This window comes from Blastococcus colisei (genome assembly GCF_006717095.1).
Taxonomy (GTDB): domain Bacteria; phylum Actinomycetota; class Actinomycetes; order Mycobacteriales; family Geodermatophilaceae; genus Blastococcus_B; species Blastococcus_B colisei.
In genome coordinates, this window is the sequence record NZ_VFQE01000002.1 from 948,777 (window position 1) to 961,852 (window position 13,076).

Annotated in this window: 12 protein-coding genes; 4 read left to right on the forward strand and 8 right to left on the reverse strand. The window is 72.9% G+C overall.

What is annotated here, in order from left to right:
- Nucleotides 1–111 precede the first annotated feature (111 nt).
- Entirely contained in the window at nt 112–1,407 is a 1,296-nt protein-coding gene (locus FHU33_RS23985; RefSeq protein ID WP_142028044.1) for an Nramp family divalent metal transporter, read from the forward strand.
- A gap of 158 nt (nt 1,408–1,565) precedes the next feature.
- Here the strand turns inward: FHU33_RS23985 and FHU33_RS23990 are convergent, their stop codons facing one another.
- Complete coding sequence (locus FHU33_RS23990; RefSeq protein WP_246064181.1) at nt 1,566–2,198, reverse strand: response regulator; 633 nt, start codon at nt 2,196–2,198, stop codon at nt 1,566–1,568.
- A 103-nt stretch (nt 2,199–2,301) separates the two neighbouring features.
- Between FHU33_RS23990 and FHU33_RS23995 the strand changes: the two genes are divergently transcribed.
- From FHU33_RS23995 to FHU33_RS24005, 3 genes are all read left to right on the forward strand, one after another.
- The gene (locus tag FHU33_RS23995; RefSeq protein ID WP_170182674.1) at nt 2,302–3,042 is read left to right on the forward strand and encodes a sensor histidine kinase; all 741 of its coding nucleotides are present in this window, start codon (nt 2,302–2,304) and stop codon (nt 3,040–3,042) included.
- 162 nt (nt 3,043–3,204) lie between these two features.
- Complete coding sequence (locus FHU33_RS24000) at nt 3,205–4,068, forward strand: manganese catalase (protein WP_142028047.1); 864 nt, start codon at nt 3,205–3,207, stop codon at nt 4,066–4,068.
- 94 nt (nt 4,069–4,162) lie between these two features.
- A complete protein-coding gene (locus FHU33_RS24005) occupies nt 4,163–4,456 on the forward strand; it encodes a hypothetical protein (RefSeq protein ID WP_142028048.1) in 294 nt (97 codons plus the stop codon).
- Between the two features lie 71 nt (nt 4,457–4,527).
- Here FHU33_RS24005 and FHU33_RS24010 read toward each other — a convergent pair whose 3' ends face one another.
- The 7 genes from FHU33_RS24010 to FHU33_RS24040 all read right to left on the reverse strand — a co-directional run.
- Nucleotides 4,528–6,825 carry a hypothetical protein gene (locus FHU33_RS24010; protein WP_142028049.1) on the reverse strand — a complete coding sequence of 766 codons (2,298 nt, stop codon included), beginning with the start codon at nt 6,823–6,825 and terminating at the stop codon, nt 4,528–4,530.
- 501 nt (nt 6,826–7,326) lie between these two features.
- The gene (locus FHU33_RS24015) at nt 7,327–8,937 is read right to left on the reverse strand and encodes a solute symporter family protein (protein ID WP_142028050.1); all 1,611 of its coding nucleotides are present in this window, start codon (nt 8,935–8,937) and stop codon (nt 7,327–7,329) included.
- On the reverse strand, nt 8,930–9,322 hold the full coding sequence (locus tag FHU33_RS24020) for a DUF485 domain-containing protein (RefSeq protein WP_142028051.1): 393 nt from the start codon (nt 9,320–9,322) through the stop codon (nt 8,930–8,932). The genes FHU33_RS24015 and FHU33_RS24020 overlap by 8 nt, the downstream gene beginning before the upstream one ends.
- 244 nt (nt 9,323–9,566) lie before the next feature.
- A complete protein-coding gene (locus FHU33_RS24025) occupies nt 9,567–11,099 on the reverse strand; it encodes a sodium/solute symporter (RefSeq protein WP_142028052.1) in 1,533 nt (510 codons plus the stop codon).
- An 82-nt stretch (nt 11,100–11,181) separates the two neighbouring features.
- Nucleotides 11,182–11,556: a hypothetical protein gene (locus tag FHU33_RS24030; RefSeq protein ID WP_142028053.1), complete on the reverse strand. Its 375-nt coding sequence runs from the start codon at nt 11,554–11,556 to the stop codon at nt 11,182–11,184.
- Between the two features lie 3 nt (nt 11,557–11,559).
- On the reverse strand, nt 11,560–12,303 hold the full coding sequence (locus FHU33_RS24035) for a LytR/AlgR family response regulator transcription factor (protein ID WP_142028054.1): 744 nt from the start codon (nt 12,301–12,303) through the stop codon (nt 11,560–11,562).
- A 39-nt stretch (nt 12,304–12,342) separates the two neighbouring features.
- The coding region (locus FHU33_RS24040; RefSeq protein ID WP_170182675.1) for a sensor histidine kinase at nt 12,343–13,076 on the reverse strand (734 nt) is incomplete at its 5' end.

Consider the following 13,076-nt stretch of genomic DNA (forward strand, 5'->3'; position numbering starts at 1 on the left):
CCCTATCGACCGCGCCGGATGGCCCTCCGGGGCCACCGAACGGCCCGACCGGTCCGCGGCCGGCGGGCAGGGAAGCCTTGCCTGCTCCCCAGCCCACCGTGCGAGGTCCCCGTGTACCTGTCCAAGACCGACGCCGCGCTCCTCCCCACCCAGCTCGGCGGTCGCCCGGCCGCGCCCACGGCGGAGCCGGCGAACGGCCGGCGGCTGTGGCCGCTGCTGGGCCCGGCGTTCGTCGCCGCCGTCGCCTACGTCGACCCGGGGAACTTCGCGACGAACTTCTCCGGCGGCGCCTCGTTCGGCTACACCCTGCTCTGGGTGATCGTCGCGGCCAACCTCATGGCGATGCTCATCCAGTCGCTGACCGCCAAGCTGGGGCTGGCCACCGGGCGCGACCTCGCCACGCTCTGCCGGGAGCGGCTGCCCCGCCCGGTCACCCGCGGGCTGTGGCTGCAGGCCGAGGCGGTCGCGATCGCCACCGACCTGGCCGAGATCGTCGGCGGAGCGGTCGCGCTGTACCTCCTCTTCGGCGTCCCGCTGCCGGTGGGCGGGGTGATCACCGCCGTCGTCGCCTTCGTCCTGCTGGCCGCCCAGTCGCGCGGGCACCGCCCCTTCGAGCGGGTCATCGCCGGCCTGCTCCTGGTCATCGGCCTGGGCTTCGGCTACACGCTGATCGGCTCCGGCGTCGACGTCGCGGGCGCGGCGGCCGGCCTGGTGCCCTCGTTCGCCGGCCCCGAGAGCCTGATCCTCGCCACCGGAATCCTCGGCGCCACCGTGATGCCGCACGTCATCTACGTGCACTCCGCGCTCACCCCCGGCCGGTACGGCGACGCCGTCACGGCCGGGAAGACGGCGGGCGGACGGCGACGGCTGCTGCGCGCGCAGCGCCTCGACGTCCTGCTGGCGATGGGCTTCGCCGGGCTGATCAACGCGGCGATGCTCGTCGTCGCCGCCCAGCTGTTCACCGGAACCGGCATGGACGGCTCCCTGGAGGCCGTGCACGCCGGCCTGGGCGAGGAGCTGGGCCGGGGCGCCGGCATCGTGTTCGGCATCGCGCTGCTCGCCTCGGGCTTCGCCTCGTCGTCGGTCGGCACGCACGCCGGCCAGGTGGTGATGGCCGGCTTCCTGCGCCGCTCCATCCCGGTGCTGCTGCGCCGGCTGGTCACGCTGGCCCCCGCGCTGCTCATCCTGCTGCTGGGCGTGGACCCCACGACGGCGCTGGTCTGGTCCCAGGTGGTGCTGTGCTTCGGCATCCCGTTCGCCCTGGTGCCGCTGCTGTGGCTGACCAGCCGCCACGACGTCATGGGCGGCTGGGTGAACCGGCGGCGGACGACGGCGACCGGCGCGGTCATCGCCGCCCTCATCATCGCGCTCAACCTGCACCTGCTCGTGCAGCTCACGATCGGCTGACTCCGGCAGCACAGGGAACGACGGACGAGCCCGCACCCGCCCCTGGTGCTCGTGACGGGGACGTCGAGCCGCGCCGCGGAGGGTGGAGCCGCGTCAGCGCGCGGCTCGACAATGCGGCACGCGGCTCCACCCGCAGGAGGACCGGGGCCGGAGCGACCTCAGCCCTGCGCGCGCTGGTCCAGCCCGACCCGGCCGGCCAGCGCGGCCGCCTCCACGCGGCTGGACACGCGGAGCCGCCGCAGCAGGTGCGCCACCAGCCGCTTCGCCGTCCGCTCGGAGACGTGCAGGGTCGTGGCGATGTCCACCGTCCCGGCGCCGGCGGCGATCAGCCGCCAGAGCCGGCGCTCGTCCGCGGTGAGCTGCCCGGCGATCCCCTCGTCCGCCGTGGGCGTCGCGCTCTCGAGCAGGTGACGGAGCAGGGCCTCCGGCAGCACCGACCACCCGTCGAGGACGGCGAGCAGCGGTCCCACCAGCGACTCCGGATCGGCCGTCTTGGGCAGGAAGCTGGAGGCGCCCGCGCGCAGGGCCTCGATGGCCGCGTCCTCCTGCGCCATGCCCGACATGGCGACGACCCGCACCGTCGGCTCCACCCGGCGGACGGCGGCGATCGCCCGGCTGCCACCCGGTGGTGGCATCTGCACGTCGATGACGGCGACGTCGGCCCGGAACCGCTGCACGAGTGCCGCCGCGGCGGAGGCGTCGTCCGTGGTGCCCACCACCCGCACCCGGCCCTCGCTCACCTCGGGCAGGAGCAGGGACAGTCCCCGGGTGAAAAGTGGGTGGTCGTCCACCACAATCACGTCCAGGGGGTTCCGGCGTGAAACAGCGGCGCCGTCCTCGCCCATGTTCTCCCGCCCGTCCGTGCGTCCTGGCGTGCTGCTCGCGGGAGCGGAGGTGCCCGTGATCCTGGCCCAGCACACCTCTCGCGGACGTCAGCGCGGATTCCTGCCCGCGATGGTCCGCAGGGCCTGTTCCCGGCTGCGGCGGGCCATCCGCCCCGACCCCGACCAGCTACCGCCCAGCCCCGAGGACGCGCTGCTCCGGGCACTGTGCCACGACATGCGCGGCTCCCTCACCTGTCTGGAGAGCGCGCTCCACCACCTCGGCCGCACCGAGCCGGCCCGGTCCGACGTCCTCGCCATGGCCCAGGCCCAGGCGTCCCACCTGACCTCGCTGCTGCGCACCGCGGAGGCGACCGCCGGGGCACCGCCCCGGCGTCCGGCCGCGGGCCAGCTGCTGCCCGACGTGCTGGCCGCGTCCGTCGCCGCCTCCGGGCTCCCCCGCCACCAGCTCACCGTGCACCTGGACGAGACGGCGGGCGGCGTGCGGGTCGGCGACGCCCGGCTGCAGCGCATCCTGGTGAACCTCCTGGAGAACGCCCACCGGCACGGTGGCGGGGCGCCCGTGCGCGTGGGGATCACCAGCGGCGGCGGCTGGGTGGAGTGCGCCGTCACCCAGTCCGGCATCGCCTCCGAGCGGGTGGTCGGTCACCTCAGCACCAGGCGGCCACCGGCCGATCTCACCGGGCTCGGACTGTGGTCGGTGCAGCAGCAGGCGCGGGAACTGGGCGGCTGGATCGTCTGGGAGGAGGGCGGCGGGGCGTTCACGCTCCGGGTCCAGCTGCCCGATGACTAGGCCCCCGTGCAGGGGTCCGCCGCGAGCGTGCGAGCGGTGGAGGGCACGGGGGTCCTCTTATTGGCACCGGGGGGCCACCGGACGGCACGGGCAGGCCATCGGGCGCGGGCAGAACGTCGGTGTGCCCGCGAACGCGGGTGCTTCGACGCAGAGGGAGAACCCGTGTTCACGCACACTCACGCGCTGCAGTACGAGGCCAAGCCCGACGGTCCCGACCCGGCCTTCGCCCGCCGCCTCCAGGAGGTCCTCGGCGGGCAGTGGGGCGAGATGACCGTCGCCACCCAGTACCTGCTGCAGGGCTGGAACTGCCGGCTCCCCGGCAAGTACAAGGACATGCTGCTGGCCATCGGCACCGAGGAACTGGCCCACGTCGAGATCCTCGTGACGATGATCGACCGGCTCCTGGACCACCAGCCGCTCAAGCCGGACTCGGCCGACCGGACCAACGAGGCCGCGGCCGGCTACGGGCAGTCCAATCCGCAGCACGCCATCGTCAACGGTGGCGGCGCCTATCTCCGCGACAGCATGGGGCTCCCGTGGAGCGGCGGCTACGTCACCGCCAGCGGCAACCTGATGGCCGACTTCAACTACAACGCGACCGCCGAGATGATGGGGCGGCTGCAGGTCGCCCGGCTCTACAACATGACCGACGACCCGGGAGTGAAGGAGACGCTGCGGTTCCTGCTCGCCCGGGACCACTACCACCAGATGCAGTGGCTGAAGGCCATCGAGGAACTGAAGGTGGACGGGCTGGAGAACATCCCCGTGCCGGAGGCGTTCCCGATGGACGAGGAGCCGGGCGAGTTCGGCTACCTCTTCCTCGACGCCTCCGACGGCCCGGACGCCGCCGCCGGGTCGTGGGCGAGCGGCCCGGCGATCGACGGCTCGGGCAGGAACCTCGGTTCGGCGCCGATCGAGGCCACCGCCGACGCCCCCATCCTGCCGCCGGGCGACCCGCGGCTGTACGGCACCCCGCCGGTGCCGGGCGAGGGGCTGCTGCAGAAGGCCAAGGACCTGCTCAAGTGAGCTGACCGCACCACTGCGCCGTCGCCGTGCCGGTGGCCCGTCCCTCGCAGGGCAGGCCGCCGGCCCGGCGGGACGCCTCCCCGGAGGTCTCACCGTGCACCTGCACCTGCCCCACCTGCCCCACCTGCCCCACCTGCCCGTTGCCGCCGTCCTGCTCTCGATGGTCTACGCGTCCGCGATCGCCGTCGCGCTCGCGAACCCGGGCCGGCCGACCCTCGCCGGTCTCGTCGTCCTCGCGGGCCTGACCGCCCGCTGGATCGCGCACGCCCGGCGCCACGTCCGGGGTGCGCGCCCCGTCCAGGTCGCCGTCGCCGACACCGCCGTCGCGGTGGACGCCGTCCTGTCCGCCGACCCTGAAGCGGCTGCTGCCCGCGCCGCCGCAGCCTGACCCGTCGGAGCCGCCGTGTGGTGGCGAGTACCGCGGCGAACCGCGGTACTCGCCACCATCCGGCGGTCGGCTCAGTCCTCGGTGAGGAGCGACCCGTAGTCGGCCAGCAGCCAGATCTCGGGCGACGACGTCGAGTTCGCGGCCACGAGCAGACCGCCGTCCCCGTCGGGCATGATGTCCACCCCGGTCAGCGGCCGGGACGACGGCACGGCCACCGGCCGCCAGCTGCGAGCGTCGGTCGACAGCCAGACCACGGCACCGCGCTGTCCGTCGGCGGTGAGGGTGCCGGCCGCGGCGAACCCGCCGTCGACGACCCGGATCGTCCCGAACTCCTCGCCGCGCTTCCCGAGCTCCGTAGTCTCGAACGCGGTGCCGTCGGTGGTGGACCACACGGTCGGTCGCCCGCCACTGGTGCCCTGGACGACCGTCGTGCCGTCGACCGTGGTGCACGAGGTGAAATCGCCGTAGACGTCGCCGAAGGACGCCTGGTCGACCCGGTGCCACTGGCCGGCCGTGCCGTGCCAGGCGACCGGACGCGACTGCGCGCCGTCCTCCTCACCGCCGACGACCAGCACGTCGCCGCCCGGCAGGGCGCAGGCGCCACCCGCCCAGCTGTTCCCGACGGCCGCGGCGAACGGGCCGTCGGCAGCGGCCCAGGTCAGACCGTCGGCCGAGGTCCAGACGCCGGCCCGCTGCTGGGTGCCGGCGTTGGTGTCGGCACGGCGCACGCCCGCACCGACCCACGCGCCCTCGACCGAGGCAACGGACTGGACCCAGTCGGCGCCGGAGTTCGCCAGTGTGGCCGGTGCCCACGGCGCCGTCTCGCCGGTCCGGAACCAGCCCTGGAGGACCGACTCGCGGCCGCCGTCCGGGGCAGTGATCGACCCGCTGCCGATGACCACGCCGGCATCGTCGGGGTTGCTGGCGGCGACCAGGGTGCTCAGCTGCTCGGTCCCGGCCGGGTCCCACGGGCTCTCGACGACCGACCGGTCCTCGACGGCGTACCGCGCCAGCTGGTTGCTCTGCCACCAGCCGCCGTTGCCGGTGGCCTCGGTGACCAGGGTGTAGCCGATGAGCGCCGGCGCAGCGTCCGGGTCGAGGAACCCGGGCCAGTTCACGCCGTCGTCCATCGTGCCGAGTTCCCGGACGATGGGGTTGTAGCGGCCCCCTTCGGTGAGTTCCCCGATCCGCGCGGCATTGCGCACGGACTGGGTCAGGAGCACCGTGCCGTCGTCCTGGACGGCGACCGTACCGCCGACGCCCTGCACGTCCCAGTCCGTGGTCGAGCCTGCCACCGACCAGCTGCCGGACGGATCGCGGGAGACGATCCCGTAGCGCAGCCGGTATTCCGTGGCGATGGGTGCCACGAGCCGGTCGGCACCCGCCGAGGGAGCACCCAGCCAGAAGTTCTCCCCCTCGCGGGGGGCCAAGCCGTCCCGGTCCCCGTCGAGCGCGGGCAGCGCCTCGGCGGCCCAGGTGCTGCCGTCGGGCGAGGACCAGGCGGTGGCGTACCTCGTCCCGGCCGCGTCGCTCTGGTAGCCGGTCGCCACGAAGACCCCGTTCTGGACGGCGACACCATGGACGACGGCCGGCCCGGCGACCGGGCCCAGGGCCACGGCCCAGGTGGCGCCACCGTCGGTGGAGCTGTAGACCAGCGGCTCGCTGCTCCGACCCGACTGGGAGGCGCCGGCCACGACGGTCACCGTCTCCCCTGCCGCGGCCATCCCGTAGATGCCGTCCAGCTCGCGGCCGTCGGGCGGGGCGGGCAGGTCGACCAGCTCGCCGTCCTCCCCGGCGAGGACCAGCGCCGGCCGCAGGTCGGCATCGCGGCCCGCGAGCAGCAGCCGCTGACCGACGACGGTGGCGGCACCGGGCTGGAACGCCCGCTCGGCCGCCGCCTCCGGCAGCTCGGCCTTCGACCAGGAGGTGCGGTCGGTCGAGGTCACCAGGAACGGGTCGACCGGGTCGCCGGCTGCCCAGGTCCAGCCCGCCACCCAGGTCCGTGATCCGTCGGTGGCGATCGCACTCACGCCCGCGGCCCGGTCCTCGGGCAGCGGCAGATCCACCCAGCGCCAGCCGTTGCCGTCCTCGGTCCAGACCCGGGCGCGGTCGCGCTCGCCGGGCTCCGCCGCCACGCCGGCGACGAGCCACGGCAGCTCGCCCGAGCGGCCCAGCGTCTGGCCGAACGAGACGCGCTCACCGGCCAGCCGGGCGCTCTCGGGCAGGGACGCCTGGGTCCACTGCGCCCGCTCGTCGAGGGTCGACTCGAGGCCGGAGCCGTCGCTGCAGGCGGCGAGAGTGAGGGCCAGCAGCGCGACGGTGGTCACGAGGACCGGCCGGTGGAGGGCCGAGGGGACTGCTCGGTACACGGAAAGCTCCTTCGGAAGACGTACGTCCGCCTTCGGCCTTCCCGCGGCAATAGTTGATGTTGCTCGGCAGCGTCTCACCCCGAAGGGTTCCGGAACTGAGACGTAACGCACGAGGTGCCACGAGCCTGCGAGTGGTGGGGAGGAGCCGGGCCCTTCTTCAGTGCTGGACGGCCTTCTCCGCCCCGATGCCGGTGAAGACCCGCACCTCGAGTCGGCCCACGTGGCCTCGTCGGGGCGGCCCTTCGGCGGACGTCGCCGTACTGGCGCCGGACGCCGCGCCGGCCTCCGCGCCCGCCGCGCCCGCGTGAGGGCCCGGTCATCCGCGTGCTCCCCGCCGTCGCTGCTCAGCGGCCGCGGGCGTACGCGCGCCGCCGCCCTCACCCCGGCCCCGCGAAACGCGCGAGGCGCGCGCCCCCGGCAGGGGACGCGCGCCTCGGCTCAGGCCCCTGTCCCGGGTCCCGCCCTGAGCGTGCGGAGGATGGGAAAGGACGGGGTCCTGCGTCAGTGCTGGACGGCCTTCTCCGCCCCGATGCCGGTGAAGGCCCGCACCTCGAGCTCGGCCCACTTGGCCTCGTCGGGCTTGTCCTTCGAGATCACCGTGCCCAGCCAGCCCAGGAAGAACGAGGCCGGGATCGACACGAGGCCGGGGTTGCGGAGCGGGAACCAGGCGAAGTCCACGCCGGGGAACATCGAGGTCTCCGCGCCGGAGACGACCGGCGAGAAGAGGATGAGCCCGATGCAGATGATCAGCCCGCCGTAGATCGACCACAGCGCGCCCTGGGTGGTGAACCGCTTCCAGAACAGCGTGTAGAGGATCGTCGGCAGGTTCGCCGAGGCGGCCACCGCGAAGGCCAGCGCCACCAGGAAGGCGATGTTCAGACCTGCCTGGAGCGCGAGGATGCCGAGGCCGATCGAGATCGCACCGATGACGACGGCCGTGACCCGGGCGACCTTGACCTCGCCGTTCGGCGGCACGTTCCCCTTCTTGATCACCGATGCGTAGACGTCGTGGGCGAACGACGCGGATGCGGTGATCGTCAGGCCCGCGACCACGGCGAGGATCGTGGCGAAGGCGACGCCGGCGATGATCCCCAGCAGCACGGTGCCGCCCAGCTCGAAGGCGAGCAGCGGTGCCGCCGAGTTGACCCCACCGGGTGCCGCGAGAACCGTTTCCGCGCCGACCAGCGCCCCGGCGCCGTAGCCGATGACCAGGCTGAACAGGTAGAAGATGCCGATCAGCCAGATCGCCCAGACCACCGAGCGGCGGGCGTCCTTCGCCGTCGGCACCGTGTAGAAGCGCATCAGCACGTGCGGCAGACCCGCGGTGCCGAGAACCAGCGCCAGCGCCAGACTGATGAAGTCGAGCTGGGTGGTGCCGCTGAGCCCGTACTGGGCGCCCGGCTCGAGCACCCCCTGGCCACCGTCCGCGGCCGCCCCACCCAGCAGGGCCGACAGGCTGAAGCCGTACTCGGCGAGGGTCCACACCGTGATCACGAGGGCGCCGGCGACGAGCAGCGCGGCCTTGATCATCTGAACGTAGGTGGTGCCCCGCATGCCCCCGACGAGCACGTAGAAGATCATCAGCGCGCCCACCAGGGTGACGACCAGCGCCTCGGCCAGATCGCCGCTGACGCCGAGGAGCAGGGCGACCAGACCGCCGGCGCCCGACATCTGCGCCAGCAGGTAGAACAGCGACACCGCCAGGGTCGAGATCGCCGCCGCCGTCCGCACCGGTCCCTGCCGCATCCGGAAGGCGAGGACGTCGGCCATGGTGAACCGGGCGGTGTTGCGCATCAGCTCGGCGACCAGCAGCAGCGCCACCAGCCAGGCGACGAGGAAGCCGATCGAGTACAGGAAGCCGTCGTAGCCGTAGACGGCGATGGCGCCCGCGATACCGAGGAAGGACGCTGCCGACAGGTAGTCACCCGCGATCGCCAGGCCGTTCTGCGTCCCGGTGATGTTCCGCCCGGCCGCGTAGTAGTCCGCCGCGCTCTTGTTGTTGCGGCTGGCCCGGAACGTGATGAAGAGGGTGACCGCGACGAAGGCACCGAAGATCGAGATGTTGATCGCCGGACTGCCGATGGTGGCGTCGGCGGCGAGGACGTCAGGCACGCGTGGCTCCCCGGGGCGTCGTGTCGGCGCCGGTGGTGCCCGGTGCGAACTCGTGGGCCTCGAGGCGCTCGCGCATCTCGTCGGCGATCGGGTCGGTGCGCTTGTTGGCGTGGGCCACGTAGAGGTGGGTGATGACGAACGTCGACACGAACTGCGCCAGCCCCAGCAGGATGCCGACGTTCACGTTGCCGAACACCTGCGTGGACATGAAGTCGGTGGCGTACGTCGACAGCAGCACGTACAGCAGGTACCAGACCAGGAACGCGACGGTCATGGGGAAGGCGAAACTGCGGAACCGCTTCTTCAGCTCGACGAACTCCGGTGAGTCCTGAGCGGCGCGGTACTCCTCCGGCGTCAGTAGTCGTCGTTCCGTGGACTCGGTCAAGGTGCGGCCTCCTGGTCAGAGTCGGGCTGATCGTCCACGCAGCGGTGCACGACTGTGAGCGCTGTCACGCTAGGAGTCACATCCTGAAGCGTGGAGGGGCAGATGGCGATGCTGCGCTGAGCGGCGACCGTCAGTCGGCGTACGGCAGGTCCTGCGGGACGAGCGGTCGCGAAGCGAAGGCGGCGTCAGGTGCGGGTGCAGATGACAGCGGCGCACCCGGGCCGGTCGCTGACCCCAGACGAGTTCACGGTGGCGCGGTCCCACGGTCCAGCTGCACCGCCTCGGGCGTGTGCAGCCGGACCATGGTGCGGGCGGCGTGCGGCGGCACCCGCCGGGGGGTGGCCAGGGAGACCGCCACCATGGCGAGGAACGCCAGCGGAACGGTCCAGGCCGCCGGTTGGCCGAGCAGCGCGCCCGGCCAGCCGTCCGGTGCCACGCCGAGCAGGGTGGCCAGCACCGCCGCGCCGGCACAACCGCCACCGACGAGCATTCCGGCGATCGCGCCGACGTCGGTGAGCCGGCGCCACCAGATGCCCAGCACCAGCAGGGGGCAGAAGGTGGAGGCGGCGAAGGCGAAGGCCAGACCGACCGCCTGGGCGACACCGACACCCTCGGCCAGCAGGGCGAGGCCGAGCGGGGTGAAGACGGCGACGACGGCGGCCGCCTGGAAGGCGCGCACCCCGCCGAACCGACGGCCCATCACGTCCTGGCTGATCACGCCGGCCACCGCGACCGTCAGTCCCGACGACGTGGACAGGAACGCCGCGAACGCCCCCGCCGTGGTCAGCGCGGACAGCAGGTCGCCCAGCGTGCCGTCCAGCATGCGCGCCGGCAGCTCCAGCACCACCGCGTCCGTGCGCCCGCTGGTGATGAGATCCGGTGCGTACAGCCGGCCCAGACCGCCGTACACCGGCGGCAGCAGGTAGAAGACGCCGAGCAGGGCCAGCACGAAGAGGGTCGTGCGGCGCGCCGCGGCACCGTCGGGGTTGGTGTAGAAGCGCACCACGACGTGCGGGAGGCCCATCGTGCCGAGGAATGTGGCGACGATGATCGAGTACGTCGTGTACAGCTCGTGCTCGCTCGTCCCGGCGAGCGGTGACGCCCACGTGTCGCCGGGCGCGCTGCCGTCCGCGACATCGACCGAGGCCGGGGAGACGCCGCCGTCGCCGAGCCAGATGCCCGCCATGAACAGCAGCGGGAACAGCAACGCGGTGAGCTTCAGCCAGTACTGGAAGGCCTGCACGAACGTGATGCTGCGCATGCCGCCGAACAGCACGTTGACGAGCACCACCGTGGCGACCAGCACGCCGCCCAGCCACGGACCGGTACCGGTGGTGGTGGCCAGCGCCAGTCCGGCGCCCTGGAACTGCGGCATGAGGTAGAGCCAGCCGATCGCCACGACGAGGAGCGAGGAGAGCCGGCGCACGCCGAGCGACTCCAGGCGGCTCTCGGCGAAGTCGGGCAGCGTGTAGGCGCCGGACCGGCGCAGCGGCGCGGCGACCAGCACCAGCAGGACGAGGTAGCCCGCCGTCCAGCCGACCGGGTACCACAGCATCTCCGTGCCGAACGCGAGCACCAGGCCGGCGACGCCGAGGAACGATGCCGCGGAGAGATACTCCCCGCCGATCGCCGAGGCGTTGAGGCCCGGCCGCACCGTGCGGGACGCCACGAAGAAGTCGCTGGTGGTGCGGGAGAATCGCCACCCGTAGGCGCCGACCGCCAACGTGGCCACGAAGACTGCCGTGACGCCGATGATGCTGTAGCCGGTGGCGGTCACGGCCGACCGACGGTCGCGGTCACGAGACCTCCTGACCTCGCGAGCTCGGTGCTGCGCCCGATGCGTGACCTCGCGAGCTCGGTCACGAGCGATCCAGCACGTCGGCGAAGTCCCGCTCGTTGCGCTCGGCGGCGCGCACGTACAGCCAGCCGATCACGAAGAGGACCGGGTAGACGGCGAATGCCAGCAGCAACCACGGCAGTGGCACGGCGAGCACCTCGACCGTGGACAGGTCCGGCAGGAGCCAGAACACCAAGGGGATCCCGCCGACGAGCACGGCCACTGCGCTGAGCGCCAGCAGCGCCAGCCGCAGTTGGGAGCGCAGCAACGAGGACATGTAGACCTCACCGAGCAGCGTCTGGGCGTCGATCTCACGGGCGGCCGGGACCCGCTGAGCGCGGGCGGCTCCGGTGCGCGGGCTAGTGACGCGCACCCGCCGGGGCGTGGCGTCCGACATGGGTCACCCCCTCCCGGATGCACCCGGACGCGCCCGGCGCACCAGGAGATCGCGTAGTTCCCGGGTGTGCCGCCGGCTCACGCCGAGCTCGACGCCCCCGACGACCACCGTGCACCGGCCGGCGTCCATCCGCACCTCCTCGACGTGCTGGAGCGCGACCAGCAGCGACCGGTGGATCCGCACGAACCCGGCGTCCTTCCAGGCTTCCTCCAAGGTGGTCAGCGGCACCCGGACCAGGTGGCTGCCCGACGCGGTGTGCAGCCTGGCGTAGTCGCCCTGGGCCTCCACGTAGCGAACGCTGGAGCGAGGCACGAACCTCGTCACCCCGCCCAGTTCGACGGCGATGTCGTCGTCCGCGGGCGCGGAGCCGCCGGTCCGCGCGCCGACCACCCGGCGGACCGCCTCGGTCAGCCGGTCGTCGCGGACCGGCTTGAGCACGTAGTCGACGGCGTTCAGCTCGAACGCATCCACGGCATGGTCGTCGTGAGCGGTGACGAAGACGATCGGGGGCGGCGCCCGGAAGCGGGACAGCACCCGCGCCAGGTCGACTCCGCTGAGCCCGGGCATCCGGATGTCGAGGAACACGGCGTCGACACTTCGCTCCTGGAGGAGACGCAGAGCCTCGGTGGCCGAGTCGCTGGTCACCACGGTCCCGATCCGTCCGTCCCGCTCGAGCAGCCAGCGCAGCTCGTCGAGGGCCGGGCGTTCGTCGTCGACCACGAGGACGGTCAACTGGTCGACGGTCACGGCACCTCCTCGCTGGCGCTCGTCAGCGCGCGAGCTCGGTCACGGGCGCACTCCGGGGGCGAATTTGGGGACCCGCACGATAACCTTCGTCCCCGCCCCGGGCCCCGTCTCGACGACCAAGCCGTAGTCGTCACCGAAGGCAGTGCGCAGCCGAGCGTCGACGTTGCCCAGACCCACAGAATCGACGGAGGCGTCACCGGCGAGCGCCCGCCGTACCTTCTCCGGGTCCTCCCCGACGCCGTCGTCCTCCACCGAGATCAGGCACTCGCCGCCCTGGTCAGCGGCGATGATGGCCACCGTTCCGGTTCCGGGTTTGCGTTCCAGGCCGTGCCGGACCGCGTTCTCCACCAACGGCTGGAGGCAGAGGAACGGGACAGCGACCGGCAGGACCTCCTGCGCCACCCGGAGCGTGACCTGCAGCCGGTCGCCGAATCGCGCCTTCTCCAGCACGAGGTACCGCTCGATCGACCTCAACTCCTCGGCCAGCGTCGTGTACTCACCGTGTCTGCTGAACGAGTACCGGGTGAAGTCGGCGAACTCCAGCAGCAGCTCGCGGGCCCGCTCCGGATCGGTCCGCACGAACGATGCGATCGCCGTCAGCGAGTTGTAGATGAAGTGTGGGCTGATCTGCGCGCGCAGGGCCCGGACCTCGGCCTCCATCAACCGGGTGCGTGACGCGTCGAGCTCCGCCAGCTCCAGGTTCCCCGACACCCAGCGCGCGACCTCCGTCACGGCCCGGACGAGGCCGGCGGAGGCGGACGGGGTGAACGCCT

Excerpts from the sequence above, each read along its gene's own strand:
- FHU33_RS24030 (WP_142028053.1), bottom strand. The coding sequence starts at position 11,556 with ATGTCGGACGCCACGCCCCGGCGGGTGCGCGTCACTAGCCCGCGCACC.